Source organism: Bacillus sp. NTK074B, assembly GCF_017303375.1.
In the GTDB taxonomy this organism is placed as follows: domain Bacteria; phylum Bacillota; class Bacilli; order Bacillales; family Bacillaceae_B; genus Rossellomorea.
Genome location: NZ_JAFKOH010000015.1, coordinates 39,991 through 60,725, shown reverse-complemented (window position 1 = coordinate 60,725; position 20,735 = coordinate 39,991). Strand labels below are relative to the sequence as shown.

The 20,735-nt window shown below is 43.7% G+C and carries 23 protein-coding genes and 2 other annotated features; all 23 genes read left to right on the top strand.

All coding sequences use genetic code 11. The annotated features are described in order from the left end of the window. Positions 1-640: 640 nt before the first annotated feature. The 23 genes from JI667_RS19440 (at position 641) to rplL (ending at position 20,618) form a co-directional block, all read left to right on the top strand. Entirely contained in the window at positions 641-1,102 is a 462-nt protein-coding gene (locus JI667_RS19440; RefSeq protein WP_206857948.1) for a CtsR family transcriptional regulator, read from the top strand. Between the two features lie 20 nt (positions 1,103-1,122). Next, positions 1,123-1,671 carry a UvrB/UvrC motif-containing protein gene (locus JI667_RS19435; protein ID WP_206857945.1) on the top strand — a complete coding sequence of 183 codons (549 nt, stop codon included), beginning with the start codon at positions 1,123-1,125 and terminating at the stop codon, positions 1,669-1,671. Beyond that, a complete protein-coding gene (locus tag JI667_RS19430) occupies positions 1,668-2,750 on the top strand; it encodes a protein arginine kinase (RefSeq protein WP_206857943.1) in 1,083 nt (360 codons plus the stop codon). The genes JI667_RS19435 and JI667_RS19430 overlap by 4 nt, the downstream gene beginning before the upstream one ends. Before the next feature lies 1 nt (position 2,751). Then, on the top strand, positions 2,752-5,199 hold the full coding sequence (gene clpC, locus JI667_RS19425; RefSeq protein ID WP_206857941.1) for an ATP-dependent Clp protease ATP-binding subunit: 2,448 nt from the start codon (positions 2,752-2,754) through the stop codon (positions 5,197-5,199). A 354-nt stretch (positions 5,200-5,553) separates the two neighbouring features. Then, positions 5,554-6,930 (top strand): DNA repair protein RadA, encoded by a 1,377-nt coding sequence (gene radA, locus JI667_RS19420; protein WP_206857940.1) that lies wholly within the window; start codon positions 5,554-5,556, stop codon positions 6,928-6,930. Between the two features lie 3 nt (positions 6,931-6,933). Further along, positions 6,934-8,007, top strand: a complete 1,074-nt coding sequence (disA, locus tag JI667_RS19415; protein ID WP_206857939.1) for a DNA integrity scanning diadenylate cyclase DisA — start codon at positions 6,934-6,936, stop codon at positions 8,005-8,007. Positions 8,008-8,220: 213 nt separating this feature from the next. Next, positions 8,221-9,312 carry a PIN/TRAM domain-containing protein gene (locus JI667_RS19410; RefSeq protein WP_206857938.1) on the top strand — a complete coding sequence of 364 codons (1,092 nt, stop codon included), beginning with the start codon at positions 8,221-8,223 and terminating at the stop codon, positions 9,310-9,312. A gap of 75 nt (positions 9,313-9,387) precedes the next feature. After that, on the top strand, positions 9,388-10,092 hold the full coding sequence (ispD, locus tag JI667_RS19405) for a 2-C-methyl-D-erythritol 4-phosphate cytidylyltransferase (protein WP_206857937.1): 705 nt from the start codon (positions 9,388-9,390) through the stop codon (positions 10,090-10,092). Next, the gene (gene ispF, locus JI667_RS19400) at positions 10,085-10,561 is read left to right on the top strand and encodes a 2-C-methyl-D-erythritol 2,4-cyclodiphosphate synthase (RefSeq protein WP_206857936.1); all 477 of its coding nucleotides are present in this window, start codon (positions 10,085-10,087) and stop codon (positions 10,559-10,561) included. Before ispD ends, ispF begins: the two co-directional genes overlap by 8 nt. Positions 10,562-10,648: 87 nt before the next feature. Next, on the top strand, positions 10,649-12,106 hold the full coding sequence (gene gltX, locus JI667_RS19395) for a glutamate--tRNA ligase (RefSeq protein ID WP_206857935.1): 1,458 nt from the start codon (positions 10,649-10,651) through the stop codon (positions 12,104-12,106). Positions 12,107-12,149: 43 nt separating this feature from the next. Then, positions 12,150-12,368, top strand: a binding site (T-box leader). A gap of 69 nt (positions 12,369-12,437) precedes the next feature. After that, positions 12,438-13,088, top strand: a complete 651-nt coding sequence (gene cysE / locus JI667_RS19390) for a serine O-acetyltransferase (protein WP_206857934.1) — start codon at positions 12,438-12,440, stop codon at positions 13,086-13,088. After that, positions 13,085-14,485, top strand: coding sequence for a cysteine--tRNA ligase (gene cysS / locus JI667_RS19385; protein ID WP_206857932.1), 1,401 nt, complete (start codon positions 13,085-13,087; stop codon positions 14,483-14,485). Before cysE ends, cysS begins: the two co-directional genes overlap by 4 nt. Continuing rightward, the gene (locus JI667_RS19380) at positions 14,485-14,910 is read left to right on the top strand and encodes a Mini-ribonuclease 3 (protein ID WP_206857930.1); all 426 of its coding nucleotides are present in this window, start codon (positions 14,485-14,487) and stop codon (positions 14,908-14,910) included. The genes cysS and JI667_RS19380 overlap by 1 nt, the downstream gene beginning before the upstream one ends. Further along, positions 14,907-15,650, top strand: coding sequence for a 23S rRNA (guanosine(2251)-2'-O)-methyltransferase RlmB (gene rlmB, locus JI667_RS19375; protein WP_206857928.1), 744 nt, complete (start codon positions 14,907-14,909; stop codon positions 15,648-15,650). Before JI667_RS19380 ends, rlmB begins: the two co-directional genes overlap by 4 nt. Positions 15,651-15,655: 5 nt before the next feature. Then, the gene (locus JI667_RS19370) at positions 15,656-16,165 is read left to right on the top strand and encodes an NYN domain-containing protein (RefSeq protein WP_206857926.1); all 510 of its coding nucleotides are present in this window, start codon (positions 15,656-15,658) and stop codon (positions 16,163-16,165) included. 62 nt (positions 16,166-16,227) lie between these two features. Next, the gene (gene sigH, locus JI667_RS19365; protein ID WP_206857921.1) at positions 16,228-16,887 is read left to right on the top strand and encodes an RNA polymerase sporulation sigma factor SigH; all 660 of its coding nucleotides are present in this window, start codon (positions 16,228-16,230) and stop codon (positions 16,885-16,887) included. Positions 16,888-16,959: 72 nt separating this feature from the next. Then, entirely contained in the window at positions 16,960-17,106 is a 147-nt protein-coding gene (rpmG, locus tag JI667_RS19360; protein ID WP_079534455.1) for a 50S ribosomal protein L33, read from the top strand. Positions 17,107-17,150: 44 nt separating this feature from the next. Continuing rightward, a complete protein-coding gene (gene secE / locus JI667_RS19355) occupies positions 17,151-17,330 on the top strand; it encodes a preprotein translocase subunit SecE (RefSeq protein ID WP_044340513.1) in 180 nt (59 codons plus the stop codon). Positions 17,331-17,500: 170 nt separating this feature from the next. After that, complete coding sequence (nusG, locus tag JI667_RS19350; protein ID WP_206857918.1) at positions 17,501-18,034, top strand: transcription termination/antitermination protein NusG; 534 nt, start codon at positions 17,501-17,503, stop codon at positions 18,032-18,034. A 176-nt stretch (positions 18,035-18,210) separates the two neighbouring features. Beyond that, positions 18,211-18,636, top strand: coding sequence for a 50S ribosomal protein L11 (gene rplK / locus JI667_RS19345; RefSeq protein WP_032085258.1), 426 nt, complete (start codon positions 18,211-18,213; stop codon positions 18,634-18,636). A 122-nt stretch (positions 18,637-18,758) separates the two neighbouring features. Beyond that, on the top strand, positions 18,759-19,460 hold the full coding sequence (gene rplA, locus JI667_RS19340) for a 50S ribosomal protein L1 (RefSeq protein ID WP_206857916.1): 702 nt from the start codon (positions 18,759-18,761) through the stop codon (positions 19,458-19,460). Between the two features lie 52 nt (positions 19,461-19,512). Further along, positions 19,513-19,657, top strand: a sequence feature (ribosomal protein L10 leader region). 42 nt (positions 19,658-19,699) lie between these two features. Further along, positions 19,700-20,200, top strand: a complete 501-nt coding sequence (gene rplJ, locus JI667_RS19335) for a 50S ribosomal protein L10 (RefSeq protein WP_201716436.1) — start codon at positions 19,700-19,702, stop codon at positions 20,198-20,200. A 58-nt stretch (positions 20,201-20,258) separates the two neighbouring features. Further along, the gene (gene rplL / locus JI667_RS19330; protein ID WP_034766003.1) at positions 20,259-20,618 is read left to right on the top strand and encodes a 50S ribosomal protein L7/L12; all 360 of its coding nucleotides are present in this window, start codon (positions 20,259-20,261) and stop codon (positions 20,616-20,618) included. Positions 20,619-20,735: the final 117 nt, after the last annotated feature.

Sequence of the window (20,735 nt, the reverse complement as noted above, 5' to 3'; positions counted from 1 at the left end):
GAAGTTAAGCTCTTCAGCGCCGATGGTAGTTGGGGGATCTCCCCCTGTGAGAGTAGGACGTCGCCAGGCAAATAGAGAAAAGAGTAGCTCATTGTGAGTTACTCTTTTTTGGTATGTTGTAAATGGATAAAGGGTGAGTTGGCAAAAGGGGTTTATTGGTAAAAAAAGCAATAAACGAAGAAATGAAGCAATCAAGGTTTAAAATGACGCATAAAATTAAATAATGACGCAATCACCTTCGAAAAGAACGCAATTACGACCAAACCCTCAAAAATTCATACTCCTTACACCAGGCAAAACAGCCATATTCGTATAAATGATCGCCTTTGATAAAAAAATTATAGTTCTTTTCACTTTTCATTAATTAATAATCAATACTTTCAACCAACACAAACATCTAAATCAGTAACCTCATACAAATCACAATCTGAATCCCACCCCCAACCACCACCATCTCCACTCCGCAAACCCACCCAATTCCCCATTTTCTAAATTCTATCCAACAATCTTTCATTCTCACGTTTAAAACTTTCCTTAAACAGGAAAACTTTTAAGGTCAAACTTCATAATTGCAAAGTTTAAAAGGCGGTTGTATAATTATAGTCAAATATAGTCAAAGTCAAAATGAGGAGGAGGTTTGATGAGGAACATATCCGACATCATTGAAAGTTATTTAAAGAATGTGTTAGACCTGAGTGAAAGTGAGATAGTCGAGATAAAAAGAAGCGAGATTGCTGATAAATTCCAATGTGTTCCTTCTCAAATTAATTATGTAATCAATACCCGGTTCACGATAGAGCGGGGCTATGTAGTAGAAAGTAAACGTGGCGGCGGGGGCTACATCCGTATCATGAAGGTGAAGGCCCACGATCAAGTTCACTTGATCGACCAGTTAGTGGCTCTGATTACACAGACAATCAGTCAGAATACAGCAGCTGATATTGTTTTTCGATTGGTAGAAGAGGAGATCATTTCCGAAAGGGAAGCGAAGATCATGCTGAGTGTGATGGACCGATCCGTCATTATGGTCGATTTACCCGAACGGGATGTCCTGAGAGGAAGAATGCTTAGAGCCATGCTGGATACATTGAAGTATGAGTAAGGGTTAAAGAGGTGAATGGGATGGTTTGTCAAGAGTGTAATGAAAGACCTGCGACCCTTCATTTTACCAAGGTGGTAAACGGGGAAAAGACAGAGGTTCATTTATGTGACCAATGTGCCCAGGATAAGGGTGAGATGTTTATGTTTGATTCTTCCCCTGGGTTTTCTGTGAACAATCTATTGGCAGGTCTTCTTAATATAGCTCCTGCATTTAAGCAGGCAAAAGAAACAGAAATTCCTAAGACAGAAGTGTTGCAGTGTAAGAAATGTAAGATGACGATTCACCAATTCATTAATGTGGGACGCTTTGGTTGCGCCCATTGCTATGAGACGTTTAAAGATGAATTGACTCCTTTATTAAAGCGTGTTCATAGTGGGAATGTCGAACACCATGGGAAGGTTCCGGAGCGTATGGGCGGAGCCATCCACATGAAAAAGAAGATTCAGCAATTGAAGTCTGAATTGCAAACGATGATTGCGGATGAAGAGTTTGAAAAAGCAGCCGAGATTCGAGACGAAATTCGCTCCCTGGAAAGAGATGTCAAGCCTGAGGGAGGAGAGAAAGAATGAGTCTGGAGAAGTTTTTGAGCAATGCGGTTAGTTCGTGGATGAGTGAAGAGGGACCTAATTCGGATATCGTTCTCAGTTCCCGGGTGAGGCTCGCGAGAAATTTGACGGACTACCGTTTTTCCACTCTTTATTCTTCTGAAGAAGCGAGAGAGATTGTGGATCGTGTGAAGGAGAAGCTCCCATTATATCCTGAAGATTTAGGTGAATTGGAATTTTTACCTACCAGCGAGATTCAACCTCTCCAAAAGAGGGTATTGATGGAGAAACACCTTATAAGCCCTAACCTGGCGGAGGATACGAATTACGGGGCTGTCCTATTATCAAGTGAAGAAGATATTAGCATAATGGTAAACGAAGAGGATCATATTCGAATACAGTGTTTATATCCAGGCTTGCAATTGAAGGAGGCTCTACAGAGGGCCAACGGAATCGACGACTGGTTTGAAAGTGAATTTGATTTTGCGTTTGACGAGAAGCACGGCTATTTAACGACCTGCCCTACTAATGTAGGGACCGGGCTTAGGGCTTCCGTGATGATGCATTTACCGGGTCTTGTCTTGACACAGCAACTAAACCGTATCATTCCCGCCATCAATCAGTTGGGTTTAGTGGTAAGAGGGATATATGGTGAAGGCAGTGAGGCGCTGGGAAATATCTTTCAGATATCTAATCAAACGACACTTGGTAAGTCGGAAGAAGATATCGTAGAAGACTTGTTGAGTGTTGTGAAGCAGATCATTGAGAAAGAACAATCGGCAAGGAACGCATTAGTTCAAACGTCAAACATACAATTAGAAGATAGGATTTTCCGCTCTCTTGGGGTTCTCGAGCATAGCAGGATCATTGAATCCAAGGAGGCAGCGAAGTGCTTATCTGATGTCAGGCTAGGAATTGATTTAGGATACATCAAAGCAATATCTAAGAATATATTGAATGAACTAATGATTTTAACCCAACCCGGTTTTTTACAACAATATTCTGGAGGTCCATTGAGACCAAATGAAAGAGATATAAGAAGGTCTTCTTTGATTCGGGAGCGAATTAAGTTAGATAAAGATACATGTGAGGAGGAAAAATAATATGATGTTTGGTCGATTTACAGAAAGAGCCCAAAAAGTATTGGCATTAGCGCAAGAAGAAGCGATTCGTTTATCGCACAGTAATATTGGTACTGAACATATTTTATTAGGACTTGTCCGCGAAGGTGAAGGGATTGCCGCCAAAGCACTTACGGCGTTGGGACTGAGCCCTGAAAAGATCCAAAAAGAAGTGGAAGGGTTGATCGGGAAAGGAACCGAGAAATCCCAAACAATTCACTACACTCCTCGTGCGAAGAAAGTAATTGAACTTTCCATGGATGAAGCCCGTAAACTGGGTCACTCATATGTAGGAACGGAACATATTTTATTAGGATTGATTCGTGAAGGTGAAGGGGTGGCTGCCCGTGTACTTGGTAATCTTGGTGTCAGCTTGAATAAAGCAAGACAGCAAGTATTGCAATTACTTGGCAGCAATGACTCCAGCAACCACCAGGGCGGCGGCAATGCAAATGCCAATACGCCAACTCTTGACAGCTTAGCCCGTGACTTGACGGCCATTGCCCGTGAAGGCAGCCTGGACCCGGTCATCGGACGCAGTAAAGAGATTCAGCGCGTCATTGAAGTGCTTAGCCGTCGTACGAAGAACAACCCTGTATTAATAGGGGAGCCGGGTGTAGGTAAGACCGCGATTGCAGAAGGTCTTGCACAACAGATCATTGCCAATGAAGTGCCCGAAATCCTGCGTGATAAGCGCGTTATGACCCTTGATATGGGGACCGTTGTAGCTGGTACCAAATACCGTGGGGAATTCGAGGATCGATTGAAGAAAGTCATGGATGAAATCCGTCAGGCGGGTAACATCATCCTCTTCATCGATGAACTTCATACTCTGATCGGTGCGGGCGGCGCGGAAGGTGCGATCGATGCATCTAATATCTTGAAGCCATCCCTTGCCCGTGGAGAATTACAGTGTATCGGTGCCACAACATTAGATGAGTACCGCAAATATATTGAAAAGGATGCTGCGCTGGAACGTCGTTTCCAACCGATTCAAGTTAATGAGCCGACAGCGGAAGAGTCCATTCAGATCTTAAAGGGACTTCGTGATCGTTATGAAGCTCATCATCGTGTATCGATTACCGATGAAGCGATTGATGCGGCTGTGAAGTTGTCAGATCGTTATATTTCTGACAGGTTCCTACCGGATAAAGCCATCGATCTAATTGATGAAGCCGGATCAAAGGTGCGATTACGTTCTTATACGACCCCGCCAAACCTGAAAGAGTTGGAAGCCAAACTTGAGGAGATCCGCAAAGAGAAAGATGCAGCCGTACAAAGTCAGGAATTTGAAAAAGCTGCTTCTTTAAGGGATTCCGAGCAAAAGCTTCGTGAAGAATTAGAAGAAACAAAGAACACTTGGAAAGAAAAACAAGGCCAGGAAAACACAGAAGTGACCGTTGAAGATATTGCGAAAGTTGTTTCGAACTGGACGGGAGTGCCGGTATCGAAATTAGCTCAAACGGAAACGGATCGTTTACTCAAGTTAGAGGAGATCCTTCATTCCAGAGTCATCGGGCAGTCGGAAGCAGTCGTTGCGGTATCAAAAGCCGTACGTCGTGCAAGAGCCGGACTGAAAGATCCGAAGCGTCCAATCGGTTCATTCATCTTCCTTGGACCAACCGGTGTCGGGAAAACGGAATTGGCCCGTGCCCTTGCGGAATCTATGTTCGGTGATGAAGATGCGATGATCCGTATTGATATGTCAGAGTACATGGAAAAGCATTCGACGTCCAGATTAGTCGGTTCCCCTCCAGGATATGTAGGGTATGAAGAAGGCGGTCAGTTAACGGAAAAAGTTCGCCGCAAACCATATTCCGTCGTTCTTTTGGATGAGATTGAAAAAGCGCATCCGGATGTATTTAACATCCTTCTCCAAGTATTAGAGGATGGACGTTTAACAGATTCTAAAGGAAGAACAGTAGATTTCAGGAATACTGTCCTGATCATGACATCGAATGTAGGGGCCCAGTCCCTTAAGAGTAATAAATACGTAGGGTTCAATATCCAGGATGGAAAACAGGATTATAAAGATATGAAAGGTAAGGTCATGGAAGAACTGAAACGTGCTTTCCGACCTGAGTTCCTGAACCGTATCGATGAAATCATCGTATTCCACTCTCTTGAAAAAGACCATTTGAGAGAGATTGTGACCCTGATGTCCAATCAATTGACAAGTCGATTGAAAGAGCAGGATATCCATTTAGAACTTTCCCATGCAGCTAAAGAAAAAATTGCGGATGAAGGGTTCGACCCTGAATATGGGGCACGGCCGCTGCGTCGCGCCATCCAGAAACATGTAGAGGATAAATTGTCAGAAGAACTGCTGAGAGGTAAGGTGCTGACAGGACAGAATATCATCATTGATGTAGAAGATAGTGAGTTTGTTGTAAAAGTGAAAGAAGAAGAAGCAGCCAATACTTCGACATAATAGTAAATCTGATAAAGAGGTACACGTATATGATTTTCGTGTACCTCTTTTATCATAATGGATGCTTTAAGGGCTTTCCCAATAGAGCTTGTCGGGCCTACCAAGCCGGTTCCGCTTTTCTGATTGTCCAGCTCCGGTGGCTAGTCCCTCGAGGTCATAAGTCAATCTCGCCAAAAAGGCAAAGACCGCCTTTTCAACGAGCCCGCCTTATGCTTGTCGGGCCTACCAAGCCACCTGCGCTTTTCTATGAGGGTCTTAAATTGAAACTGATACATAAAACCGATACAATCATTCCAAATGGTATTATCGTGAATAGTTAAGAGTACAAATAGAGTAAAAGAGGGGAAGAATAGATTGGCAAAGAAAAAGACAAAGTTTGTGTGTTCATCCTGTGGATATGAGTCTGCCAAGTGGATGGGCAAATGTCCGGGATGTAACGAGTGGAATACGATGGTGGAAGAAGTTGAAATGACCGGCAAGAAGCCCCGCACGTCGTTTATGCATTCAGAGAACAGCGTACCGTCTAAAGCAGAGAAACTTATCTCCATTGAAACGAAGCAGGAGCCGAGGGTATTGACTGAATCAAAGGAACTGAATCGGGTGCTTGGTGGTGGAGTCGTACCGGGATCGCTCATCTTGATCGGGGGAGACCCAGGGATAGGGAAATCGACTTTGTTGCTTCAGGTTTCAGCTCAGCTGGCTGATCAGAAGCAGAAGGTTTTATATATTTCCGGAGAGGAATCCATTAAGCAAACGAAGCTTCGTGCAGATCGATTACGCGTGAAATCGGACGATTTATATATATTTGCGGAAACGAATCTTGAATTGATTCATCAGACGATTGAACAAATCTCACCGGATTTTGTGATCATTGACTCGATTCAAACGGTTTTTCATCCTGATGTTACGTCTGCCCCCGGCAGTGTGTCCCAGGTAAGGGAATGTACGGCGGAACTGATGCGGATCGGGAAAACAAAGGGAATCGCGATTTTCATTGTAGGGCATGTTACGAAGGAAGGATCGATTGCGGGGCCGCGGTTGTTGGAACATATGGTGGATACCGTTTTGTATTTTGAAGGGGAGCGTCATCATTCGTATCGTATTTTAAGAGCGGTGAAGAATCGCTTCGGTTCTACGAATGAAATGGGGATTTTCGAAATGAAGGAGCTTGGTTTGGAAGAAGTGGCCAACCCATCTGAGATCTTCTTGGAGGAGCGCTCACAAGGTGCTGCCGGTTCCACGGTGGTTGCGTCAATGGAGGGTACAAGACCGGTTCTTGTGGAGATTCAAGCACTTGTGACACCCACCAGCTTCAACAATCCCCGAAGGATGGCGACCGGGATCGATCACAGCCGGGTTTCACTGATTATGGCCGTGTTGGAGAAGCGTGCCGGGATGCTTTTACAGCAGCAGGATGCTTATTTGAAAGTGGCAGGCGGGGTGAAGCTTGATGAGCCGGCGATTGATTTGGCCGTCGCTGCAAGTATTGCCTCGAGCTTTCGGGATAGAGCGTCCAGCGCCCACGATTGCATCATTGGTGAAGTCGGTTTAACAGGTGAGATCAGAAGGGTATCCAGAATTGAGCAACGTGTACAGGAAGCGGCTAAGTTAGGATTTAAACGAGTGATTATTCCCCAAAATAACTTAAGTGGGTGGCAGCCGCCTTCAGAGATAGAGGTCACAGGAGTATCCAATATTAACGAAGCGCTGTCAATTATTTTAGGAGGATAGGAAATGGAAGATAAGAAGGCAAGAGATAAGTCCATGTCTGATATATTACAATTCGTTGCTCCAGGTGCCCCGATCAGGGATGGCATTGATAATGTGCTGAGGGCCAATACGGGCGGACTGATCGTCGTTGGATACAACGATAAGGTGAAGTCTGTATTGGACGGGGGATTTCATATTAATTGTGTATTCTCTCCGAGTTACCTTTATGAATTGGCTAAAATGGACGGGGCCATCATTCTGAACGAAGCGGGGACGAAGATTATCTTGGCCAACGCACAGCTGGCTCCCGATGTGTACGTCCCTTCCACGGAAACCGGGATGAGGCACCGTACAGCGGAGCGGGTTGCGAGACAGACCAATGCCCTTGTCATCGCCATCTCTCAACGGAGAAACGTCATTACCCTGTATCAGGGAAACTTCCGATATGCCCTGAAGGATATCTCTGTCATCTTGACGAAGGCCAATCAGGCGATTCAAACCTTGGAGAAGTATAAAGTGGTCCTTGATCAGAGTATTTCTAATTTATCGGTACTGGAGTTTGAAGAGCTTGTCACCCAGAGTGACCTGCTGCAGGTTCTTCACCGGTTCGAAATGGTTCTGCGCATCAAGAACGAGTTGTTGACTTATTTAAGCGAGCTTGGTGTCGAAGGCAGGTTGATCCGCCTTCAGATGAATGAATTGTTGGCGGATATCGAAGATGAAGCCATGCTCATCATCAGGGACTACTCACAGGAAAGAAATATTAAGCCGTTTGACCTTCTCTATAAGTTTCAGGAACTGGTTCATTCCGAAGTATTAGAGGATAATGTCCTATTAAAATTATTGGGCTATCACGGGTATGTCCATCACGATGATGCCATCTATCCAAGAGGATACCGCGTATTGAATAAAATCCCCCGGTTACCGATTGTAATCATTGAAAACCTTATTACAAGATTTGAAACCCTCCCTCATGTCGTAAGTGCGTCAGTGGATGACCTGGACGAAGTGGAAGGAATCGGTGAAGTAAGGGCAAGGAAAATCAAAGAGGGATTAAAACTGATCAAAGAACAGACGTTTGCAGATCGACAGCTGTAGGTAAAGAGTCCTGCATTTGCCATATATGGCATGATTGTAGCGTTTTCAAAAAATTGACAGCTTATTTAAGACGTGTTAGCCTTCACTTAAGGAAGCTGGTAATATGGGATAAGTGTATCAAAAACGCTTCTACAGTATTAAATTTCAAATTTTCAAGGCTCATACGTTTCAAAAATAGTAAATTGTTTATAATGAGTAGGAGGAGGTGAGGGAATGTTAAAAAGAATCGTGCAAGCGTGCTTCCTTATCGTTGGAGGAACACTGGGAATATTTCTACTTCCCGAATTATTTACCGTCATAAATCTATCGGACATTCCTTTAATAAATAACCCTTATATGACTGCTATATTTGGTGCCATTATTTTTTATATTCTTACGTTTTGGGCAGTCGAGTATGTCGTCAATTTCGTCAAGTGGTTTGAAGATAGCTTGGTTAAGGCACCGGTAACGGATTTGCTATTTGGTAGTTTAGGCCTGATTATCGGTCTGTTTGTTGCGTATTTATTTGGGATCCCGTTCAATCAGATGGAGATCCCGATTGTCAACACGGTGGTTCCTATTCTATTAACGCTGCTTCTTGGATATTTAGGGTTCCAGGTCGGGTTTAAGAAAAGGGATGAACTGGTTGGTCTATTCGGCACGGGGAATCGTGGTAAGAAAAAAGGGGCGGACGAGGACCTTGATGAAGAAGGCGTGAAGACCCTCAAGATATTGGATACGAGCGTTATCATTGACGGCCGTATCGCGGACATCTGCCAAACAGGATTTTTGGAAGGCATTGTTGTGATTCCGCAATTCGTACTGGAGGAGCTCCAGCATATCGCGGATTCTTCCGATGTATTGAAGCGAAACCGCGGACGACGCGGGCTTGATATCCTGAATAGGATTCAAAAGGAGCTTCCTGTCGAGGTTCAGATTTATGAAGGTGACTTTGAAGAAATCCAGGAAGTGGATTCGAAGCTTGTAAAATTAGCGAAGCTGACGAATGGAATCGTTGTAACGAATGATTTCAACTTGAATAAAGTGTGTGACCTTCAAGGTGTACAGGTTCTGAATATCAACGATTTGGCCAATGCCGTCAAGCCGGTGGTATTACCTGGCGAAGAGTTGAAGGTCCAAGTGATTAAAGACGGGAAAGAGCATAACCAGGGGATTGCATACCTGGATGATGGCACGATGATCGTCGTGGAAGAAGGCCGCAATTACATCGGTAAGTATATCGATGTACTCGTGACATCCGTTCTTCAAACGTCGGCAGGCCGGATGATCTTTGCGAAACCGAAGCAATTGGAAAAAGCACTATAACACTTTTTTGCCCTGACTCCTTTGATTCAGTAAGGTATAATGTGAGTAATACTTGTGTGTTAAAGGAGTAATTCTATGGAATATGAAGTTGTCATTCCGGCTGCAGGGCAGGGGAAACGAATGAAAGCGGACAGAAACAAGCTCTTCCTTGAGCTTAAGGGTTGTCCGGTGATTATTCATACATTGCGAGTGTTTGAACATGACAGCCGTTGTAAAGGTATCTATTTAGCGATTCACCCATCTGAGCGAAAGGTGTTTGAAGGCCTATTGGATCGCTTTGGCATTAAGAAGGTGGTCAAGCTCGTGGATGGTGGCGAAGAAAGACAGCATAGTGTATATAATGCATTGCTTGAGGTTGATCACGGAATTGTTCTGGTACATGACGGAGCAAGACCTTTTATTAAAGAATCCACGATTCACCAATTAGTAGAAAAGACATATTCAACAGGGGCTGCCATTGCGGCCGTCCCCGTTAAAGATACGATTAAAAAAGTACTGGATGGAGAGGTCGAGGAAACGATTGAACGCTCAAGCTTGTGGATGGTCCAAACCCCACAAGCTTTTCGTGTTTCTGTTTTGAAAAGGGCACACAATGAAGCGGATCAGGATGGTTTCCTCGGTACCGATGATTCTTCCCTCGTAGAAAGATCAGATGTAGAGGTGGCTATCGTTGAGAGTGATTATGACAATATCAAACTGACAACTCCCGAGGATTTGTATTTTGCCGAGGCTATCTTGAAGAAGCGAGAGGAAATGAGTGGAGGAGAGAAACATGTTTAGGATTGGACAAGGATTTGATGTTCATCAACTAGTGGAAGGAAGGCCCCTTATCATGGGAGGTATTACGATTCCTTATGAAAAAGGGTTATTAGGTCATTCGGATGCAGATGTATTGTTGCATGCGGTAGCGGATGCGTGTCTGGGTTCCATAGCGGCGGGGGATATCGGGAAGCACTTTCCGGATACGGATCCAGAGTTCAAGGATGCAGATTCAGCAAAGCTGCTACAGCATGTATGGGCTCTCGTGAAAGAGGAAGGCTATGAATTGGGGAATATCGATTGCACGATCATTGCCCAGAAGCCTAAGATGGCTCCATATATCGACGAAATGAGACAAAGCATTGCAACATTACTAGAAGCAGATATTGCGGAGGTAAATGTGAAGGCCACCACTTCTGAGAAGCTTGGATTCACTGGAAGAGGCGAAGGGATTGCCGCACAGACCACCATTTTGATTAAAAAGAAGTAGGGGATAAATTCGCTTTATTCCCATACTTAACGGTGTTAAAATAGGTCTTAGACTTTAAAGCAGGAATCATAAGAGGAGGAAATACAAATGACACAGGAAGTACGCGTCCGTTATGCCCCAAGTCCAACGGGTCATTTACATATTGGAAATGCAAGAACCGCTCTATTTAATTATCTTTACGCCCGCAGCGTAGGAGGGAAATTCATCATCCGTATTGAAGACACGGATAAGAAACGAAATATCGAAGGTGGAGAAGAAAGTCAGCTTAAATATCTTCAGTGGCTGGGAATCGATTGGGATGAAAGCACAGATAAGCCTGGTGAATACGGTCCTTACCGACAATCCGAGCGTAATCATATTTATGAGCAGTATTTACATGAGCTGTTAGAAAGCGGAAAGGCTTATAAGTGTTACTGTACGGAGGAAGAGCTGGAAGCGGAACGTGAAGCTCAGTCAGCATCAGGTCAAATGCCCCGCTATTCAGGGAAATGCCGCAACCTGACGGAAGAGGAACAAGAGAAACTGGCAGCAGAAGGCCGCAAGCCGAGCATTCGCTTCCGTGTTCCTGCAGGGAATGTATATACTTTCAATGATATTGTGAAAGAAGATGTAGCATTTGAATCCGATGGCATCGGTGATTTTGTCATTGCGAAGAAGGATGGTACACCAACCTATAACTTTGCTGTTGCAGTCGATGATTATTTAATGAAAATCACGCACGTTCTCCGCGGGGAAGATCATATTTCCAATACACCGAAGCAGCTGATGATTTTTGAAGCTCTTGGATGGGAAGCGCCTGTTTACGGACACATGACATTGATTGTCAATGAAAGCCGTAAGAAGCTGAGTAAGCGGGATGAAAGCATCATTCAGTTCATTGAGCAATACGAAGCCCTTGGTTATTTGCCTGAAGCCCTATTCAATTTCATTGGGCTCCTCGGCTGGTCTCCAAAAGGGGAGGAGGAGCTGTTCTCGAGAGAAGAGTTTATTGAAATCTTTGATCCTGAACGTCTATCCACTTCATCAGCACTGTTCGATAATCAAAAGCTTACATGGATGAACAATCAATACATGAAGAACCTAGAATTAGAGCAGGTCGTGGAGTTATCCCTTCCTCATCTAATCAGTGCCGGTAAATTGGACAGTGATATGTCTGCCGAAAAACGTGAGTGGGCAAGCCGTGTCATTTCTTTATACCAGGAGCAGATGAGCTTTGGTGCTGAAATTGTCGAGCTTTCTGACATGTTCTTCAAGACAGATCTGGAATATGACGAAGAGGCGAAGGCAGTACTTGAAGAAGAGCAGGTACCTGAAGTTCTTCAGGCTTTCTTGAATGAGATCGAAGCCCTGGAAAATTACGAAGCGGCAGAAATCAAATCGTCCATCAAAGCTGTCCAAAAATCGACTGGTCATAAAGGGAAGAAGCTGTTCATGCCGATCCGCGTAGCGGTAACGGGCCAAACTCATGGTCCGGAGCTTCCGAATGCCATCGAGCTTTTAGGGAAAGATACCGTTAAACATCGTCTTCAAAGACTTTTAGGTTAACATTTTGAAGGGTTTGTAATATAGTAAGAGTATCACATTAAATGATATCGCGTTGATGAGGAGAAGTAAGAAAAGGATGCTTAGTAGAGAGAACCATCACCGGCTGAAAGTGGTTTAAGCCCCTCCATTTCTGAAATGCACCTCTGAGCCCGTTACTGAAATATAGTAGGTAAAGGCGGCATCCTACCGTTAACAGGATTCGAGTTGGAGAAGGAATGTCTTCTCAATCAGAGTGGAACCGCGCTGCCTTTGCGTCTCTGTCATTTTATTGACAGAGGCGTTTTTTTATTGGTAATAGCTTGCATTTTTAAAAAGGAAGGGGGATGGATCAATGTTTAAGTCGTTCAAGGAAGATATAGATGTCGTCTTTGATCAGGATCCAGCTGCGAGGAATTATATTGAGGTCATCCTTACGTATTCGGGTCTTCATGCTATTTGGGCCCACCGCATTGCTCACGCATTTTTTAAACGTAAATTCTTTTTTATTGCACGGGTCATTTCACAGGTCAGCCGCTTCTTTACAGGAGTGGAGATTCATCCAGGAGCTAAGATCGGCCGTCGTTTTTTCATTGATCATGGCATGGGCGTGGTGATTGGTGAGACGTGTGAAATCGGAGATAATGTTACCCTCTTCCAAGGGGTCACCCTCGGGGGGACCGGGAAGGAAAAGGGGAAGCGCCATCCTACCATTCAGGATAATGCCCTTATCGCAACGGGTGCAAAAGTATTAGGATCCATCGTAGTTGGGGAAAATTCTAAGGTAGGGGCAGGGTCTGTCGTCTTAAAAGATGTCCCCCCAAACTCGACCGTAGTCGGTATCCCCGGGAAGGTCGTCATTCAGGACGGAGTAAAGATAAAGAAAGATCTGAATCACTGTGATCTGCCTGATCCGATGAATGATCGTATGAAACATCTTGAAAAAGAAGTGAATGAGTTGAAATCACTATTAAGGGAATATGAGGGAAGGAGTCGATCATCTTGACGATTCATTTATATAACACACTGACAAGGAAAAAAGAGGAATTTAAACCCCTGGAAGAGGGTAAGGTCAAAATGTATGTGTGCGGGCCGACGGTTTATAATTATATCCATATAGGAAATGCCCGGCCTGCCATTGTGTTTGACACGGTTAGACGTTATCTGGAATACAGGGGTTATGATGTCCAATTTGTCTCTAACTTCACGGATGTAGATGATAAATTAATTAAAGCGGCTAAGGAATTGGGAGAAGATGTCCCCACGATTGCAAAGCGTTTCATCGATGCTTACTTCGAAGATACGGGGGCCCTTGGGTGCAAGAAAGCCGATGTTCATCCGACTGTAACGGATAATATCGATACGATTGTTGACTTTATCGCAGCTCTTGTGGAGAAAGGGTTTGCCTATGAATCTCAGGGAGACGTTTACTATCGTACAAGAAAGTTTGATGGATACGGCAAACTTTCTCATCAACCGATTGATGAACTAAAGTCAGGCGCCCGTATCGATGTGGGGGATAAGAAAGAGGATGCCCTTGATTTCGTCCTATGGAAAGCGGCTAAGAAAGGTGAAATCTCCTGGGAAAGCCCGTGGGGTGAAGGACGTCCGGGCTGGCATATCGAATGCTCTGCCATGGCCAAGCGCTACTTGGGAGATACCATCGATATCCATGCCGGGGGACAGGATCTGACTTTCCCTCATCACGAGAATGAAATTGCACAATCAGAGGCCCTTACAGGCAAGACATTCGCAAAGTACTGGATGCATAATGGGTACATCAATATCGATAATGAGAAGATGTCAAAATCACTCGGTAATTTCGTGTTGGTTCACGATATCATTAAAGAACAGGATCCCCAGGTACTCCGTTTCTTTATGCTGTCGGTTCATTATCGTCACCCAATCAATTATAATTTAGAGCTTCTCCAGCAAGCAGCGACCTCTTTAGACCGGATTAAGACAGCATATGAAAACTTGAAGCATCGCAAGGAATCAAGCACGAACTTAACGGAAAACAACCAGGAATGGCTGGACAAAATCGCCGGGTTGAAAGCTCAATTCATCACGGATATGGATGATGATTTTAATACAGCCAATGCCATCTCCATCCTATTCGAACTATCCAGACAAGCGAACTATTACCTGATGGAGAAGAATACGTCAGCAGAAGTGATAGACGGGTTCTTACAACAATTCGAAGATTTCTTCTCTGTGCTGGGTCTGACCCTTCAGGACGCGGGACTCCTGGACGAAGAAGTGGAAGAACTGATCGAAAAACGTATTCAAGCGCGTAAAGACCGGAACTTCCAATTAGCGGATGAAATACGGGATGCATTGAAGGATATGGATATCATCCTGGAAGATACCCCTCAAGGCACCCGCTGGAAAAGAGGATCTTGATGCTGCACGAGATAAATGAACAAATCGATGCGAAACAAATCAACGCGCTTGCACTTGCTTATATGGGGGATGCTGTATATGAAACATATGTACGGCAGCTCCTGCTAACCAAGGGGAAGATCAAACCGAATCAGCTGCACAGGGCCGCGACGAAGTATGTTTCCGCTAAAGCCCAGGCCGCCATCCTACGTACACTATTTGATCAAGATCTATTAACCGAAGAAGAAATCACGATTGTGAAGCGGGGGCGAAATGCCAAGTCCGGGACGACCCCTAAAAACACGGATGTACAGACGTATAAACATAGCACTGCATTTGAGGCTCTTATTGGATATTTGTTTTTACTTAATCGGACGGAACGGTTAGAGGAACTATTGAAGATTATTTTTGAACAAGCCCAGGCAGGAAAGGAGGAGCAGCAATGAGCAAAGATTTTATCGGAGGAAGAAATCCCGTTATGGAAGCATTAAAGTCCGGTCGGGATATCAATAAGATATGGATTGCGGAAGGGTCACAGAAAGGCTCCATCCAGCAAATCGTTGGACTTGCCAAAGAATCGAACGTAATGGTTCAATACGTCCCTAAAAAGAAGATTGAGCAGATGGTAGCAGAAAATCACCAGGGGGTTGTCGCTTCTGTAGCTGCTTATCAATACGCAGAAATAGATGATTTATTCCAAAGGGCGGAACAAAAAGGGGAAGATCCTTTTATTCTGATCCTGGATGAATTGGAGGACCCGCATAATCTGGGGTCCATCATGAGAACGGCGGATGCGGCCGGTGCCCACGGAATCATCATCCCGAAGAGAAGGGCGGTTGGACTTACGTCTACAGTTGCAAAAGCGTCCACTGGTGCCATTGAGCATATTCCCGTGGCACGTGTGACCAATCTATCCAGAGCGGTGGATGAACTGAAAGAGCGTGGAGTGTGGGTAGCCGGGACGGATGCAAAAGGTAAGCAGGATTTTCGTCAGCTGGACGGCACGCTGCCTATCGGCTTAATCATCGGAAGTGAAGGAAAAGGGATGAGCCGAATATTAAGGGATAAATGTGATTTCCTAGTCCAGTTGCCTATGATCGGTCATGTTACATCACTAAACGCTTCGGTGGCAGCTAGTATCTTAATGTATGAGGTATACCGTAAACGCCACCCATTGGGAGAATAGGGGAAATGGATATTCTCCTTGTGGATGGCTATAACATAATCGGTGCCTGGTCAGAATTAAATGAGTTGAAGCAGAAGGATTTAGCCGCAGCAAGAGATCGTCTGGTGGAACTGATGGCAGAATATCAGGGGTATACGGGCTACCGTGTTATTGTCGTGTTTGATGCCTATTACGTACAGGGGATTGCCCGTAAGTACCAAAATTACAAAGTTGAAGTGCTTTTTACGAGAGAAAATGAAACAGCTGATGAACGAATTGAAAAATTAGCCATTGAGTTAAATAATATTAAGACCCAGATTCATGTAGCAACATCGGATTTTACAGAGCAATGGGCGATTTTTGGTCAGGGGGCCCTTCGTAAATCAGCGAGGGAGCTATTGACAGAGGTGAAAGTCATCGAAAAAAAGATCGAACGGAAAGTGCGGGATTCGAGTGAGAAAAGGCCGGCATCAAAGATTCAATTGTCTGAAGAAGTTGCTGAAATTTTTGAAAAATGGCGCCGTGGGGAACAATGATAGGTTGACGATTGAATTTTCTGTCATGTATAATATTTCTATCTATTGTTTTGCTCGGGGGGATGCGTGTGAGCAATATCACCAGGACAGAAGCATTTGATAATCGGTTAGAAGGCATGGATGATGAACAGATCATAGAAGCCGTCCATCAGGGTCACAGCGAAGCGTTAGATTTTTTGATAAAAAAGTACCGTAATTTTGTAAGAGCAAAAGCCCGGTCGTATTTTTTAATCGGGGCTGACAAGGAAGATATCGTCCAGGAAGGTATGATTGGATTGTATAAAGCAATCCGGGATTACAAAGAGGACAAGCTGACTTCTTTTAAAGCGTTTGCAGAATTATGTATCACGAGACAAATCATTACGGCCATTAAGACAGCCACCAGACAGAAGCATATTCCGCTCAATTCGTATGTTTCATTAGATAAGCCCATTTATGATGACGAGTCGGACCGTACGCTGTTAGATGTCATATCAGGTGCGAAAGTAATGGATCCGGAAGCGCTAATTATCAATCGTGAAGAATTCGACAATATGGAAGACAAGATGGCACAGTTATTGAGTGATCTTGAAAGGAAAGTACTGGCCCTCTATCTGGACGGGCAATCCTATCAGGAGATATCGGAAGAATTGAACCGTCATGTAAAGTCCATCGACAACGCATTGCAGCGGGTGAAACGGAAGCTCGAACGCTACCTGGAAGTCCGCGAAATAACGATGTAAAGTCATATTGACACAAATTGGTGGTCGTGTTATTTTTGATAGGACTTACTATGTATAGTATAGGTGGAATATATGACTACTAAATTAATACTTGCTTGTACGGTTTGCGGTTCCAGGAATTATTCGGTGCCGGGTAATCGGAACCAGGCTGTACGATTAGAATTAAAGAAATTCTGCAATACATGTAATGCTCACACCCTACACAAAGAGACTAAATAGTGTAGAAGTCTTGCGTATTGATATTAGTTGGAGGTTACTAACGGATGTTTAAATTCTTTCGCAATGTTGCATCGGAAATGAGAAAGGTCAGCTGGCCAAAACGTAAAGAGTTAACACGCTATACGATCACGGTTATTACGACAGTGGTATTCGTTGCCCTTTTCTTTGCTGTAATTGACCTGGGCATCTCAGAACTTATGCGATTGATCATTGGTTCTAAGTAAGAGAAACATAGAATTAATTGTATATATACCGTGAAAGCATGGTATAATGAATGTTAATAGAGTACATGACCTTAGAGCCCGTTATCTTTTTACGGGTTTTTTCATTTGGAGAAAAAAGGCGAATGAGTATTCTTGATTAGTGAGGAGGGACGGACGTTTAGTCCTATAAGATGGAGAAGAATTGGTACGTAGTTCATACTTATTCAGGATACGAGAATAAGGTTAAAGCAAACCTTGAGAAACGTGTAGAATCAATGGGGATGCAAGACAAAATCTTCCGCGTGATCGTGCCTGAAGAAGAAGAGACAGATTTCAAGAACGGTAAGAAGAAAGTGATAAAGAAGAAAGTATTTCCTGGTTACGTGATTGTCGAAATCGTCATGACGGATGATTCCTGGTATGTAGTCCGTAACACACCTGGAGTGACTGGATTCGTCGGTTCATCAGGTTCTGGTTCTAAGCCGACTCCGTTATTGCCTGAAGAAGTGACAAATCTTCTGAAGCAAATGGGCATGACAGAGAAAAAGGTAGAAATTGACTTCGAATTAGGAGAAACGGTGAAAGTGAACGAAGGTCCGTTTGCGAACTTTACTGGCTCGATCGAAGAGATTGATAATGCGAAAGCGAAAGTGAAAGTCCATGTGAATATGTTTGGTAGAGATACCCCGGTAGAACTGGATTTCTCCCAAATTGATAAATTATAATGGAAAAGAACTTGAAATCATTCTGAAAAAATGATACTATTTCATAAGTCAGTGCGTCTCCACAAAGAGATACTGAAACTAATAGACGTTCTTTATGTTGATAAAGACATTTTTTACATTGAGTGGGAGGGTGAAATACCCAATAACCACATCACGGACTTAAGGAGGTGTGTCTCGTGGCTAAAAAAGTTATAAAAATGGTTAAATTGCAGATTCCTGCCGGTAAAGCTAATCCAGCTCCACCAGTTGGTCCTGCACTAGGTCAAGCAGGTGTTAACATCATGGGATTCTGTAAGGAATTCAATGCTCGTACAGCAGATCAAGCTGGCTTAATCATCCCTGTTGAAATTACGGTATTTGAAGACCGTTCATTTACATTCATCACAAAAACTCCACCCGCTGCTGTTCTTCTTAAGAAAGCTGCAGGTATCGAGTCTGGTTCAGGCGAACCAAACAGCAAGAAAGTGGCAACACTTAAACGCGACAAAGTACGTGAAATTGCTGAAACAAAAATGCCTGACTTAAATGCAGCTAGTGTAGAATCAGCTATGCGCATGGTAGAAGGAACTGCGCGCAGCATGGGTATCGTCATCGAAGACTAATCCCTGCTTCGGCAAAAAGGTTCCTGTTGAACGAGGTTGCGATGATGAAATGTACGTTTCACTCGCAACCTTATTTCGTGGGAGGTTATTCCGCTAAAACCACATATAGGAGGAAATTTATAATGGCTAAAAAAGGTAAAAAGTTTCTTGAAGCTCAAAAGCTTGTAGATCGTACTACAGCTTATTCAGTGGAAGAGGCAATCGAACTGGTTAAGAAAACAAACTTCGCTAAGTTTGACGCAACGATCGAAGTAGCGTTCCGCTTAGGTGTAGATACTCGTAAGAATGACCAGCAAATCCGTGGAGCAGTTGTACTTCCACACGGAACTGGTAAAACTCAAAAGGTTCTTGTGTTCGCTAAAGGCGATAAAGCTAAAGAAGCAGAAGCTGCTGGCGCTGATTTCGTAGGTGATGCAGACCTTATCAACAAAATCAACCAAGGCTGGTTTGAGTTTGATGTAATCGTAGCAACTCCAGACATGATGGGTGAAGTTGGTAAACTTGGTCGCGTATTAGGACCTAAAGGTTTAATGCCAAACCCTAAAACTGGTACAGTTACATTTGACGTAACAAAAGCTGTCAATGAGATCAAAGCTGGTAAAGTAGAATACCGTGCTGACAAATCAGGTAACGTACACGTTCCTGTTGGAAAGGTTTCATTCGACAACGAAAAGCTTGTTGAAAACTTTGCTACAATGTATGAAACAATGCTTAAAGTTAAACCTGCTGCTGCAAAAGGAACTTACATGAAGAACGTTTCTGTCACTTCTACAATGGGACCTGGCGTTAAAGTCGATCCTTCCTCTTTCGCAGTTAAGGCATAATTTGGTATTGACTTACTAGGAACTAGTGATTATAATTAGTTCTGTTGTTAAAAAAACGAATACATTTGTACCGTAGACAGTAGGTGCTCATCCCGAGCTTAATGTCCTGCCGAGGTAATTGCGATAAAATAACCGCTTATAGCGCGTTTGCAATGCCCTTATGTCTACCTTGATATAAGGGCATTTTTTATTGGATGACGGTATAAATGTTCATCAGTCAATCTACAGGAGGTGTAATGATGAGCAGCATTCTAGATCAAAAGAAACACATCGTTGGAGAAATCTCTGACAAACTAAAAAACAGTGTATCTACAATCGTTGTAGATTACCGTGGCCTAGACGTTTCCGAAGTAACTGAGCTTCGTAAACAACTTCGTGAAGCTGGCATTGAGTTCAAAGTGTACAAAAACACTATGGTACGTCGTGCGGCAGAAGAAGCTGGTCTTGAAGGGTTAAACGAATTCTTAACTGGTCCTAACGCAATCGCGTTCAGTACAGAAGAAGTAGTTGCACCTGCAAAGATCCTTAACAGCTTCGCTAAAGAACATGAAGCACTTGAAATCAAAACGGGTGTCATCGAAGGAACAATCACTTCAGTTGAGGATGTTAAAGCAATCGCTGAACTTCCAAACCGCGAAGGACTTCTTTCTATGCTACTCAGCGTGCTACAAGCACCAATGCGCAACTTTGCGTTGGCAACCAAAGCCGTTGCAGATCAAAAAGAAGAGCAAGGCGCGTAAGCTAAAGCAAGTCGTTTAAATAAAAAATTAAGCAAACACCACAAGGAGGAAATTTAAAATGAGTAAAGAGCAAATCATTGACGCGATTAAAGAAATGTCAGTTCTTGAACTAAATGATCTAGTTAAAGCAATCGAAGAAGAATTCGGAGTAACTGCTGCTGCACCTGTAGCTGCTGCTGCTGGTGGCGCTGACGCTGCTGCAGAACAAACTGAATTCGACGTAATCCTTGAGAGCGCTGGATCTCAAAAAATCAAGGTTATCAAAGTTGTTCGTGAAATCACAGGTCTTGGCCTTAAAGAAGCGAAAGAAATGGTTGATAACACTCCTAAAGCTCTTAAAGAAGGTATTTCTAAAGAGGAAGCTGAAGAACTTAAAGCTAAACTTGAAGAAGTTGGAGCTGGCGTAGAAGTTAAGTAATGATTGTATAGATGAAAAGCTCGCTATCGTTGGCGGGCTTTTTTCTTGTCTGGCTCCTGACCCTCATTCAATTGGGGGAGGTGGTTATCAGGCGGGAGGTACAAATGGATGGAGATG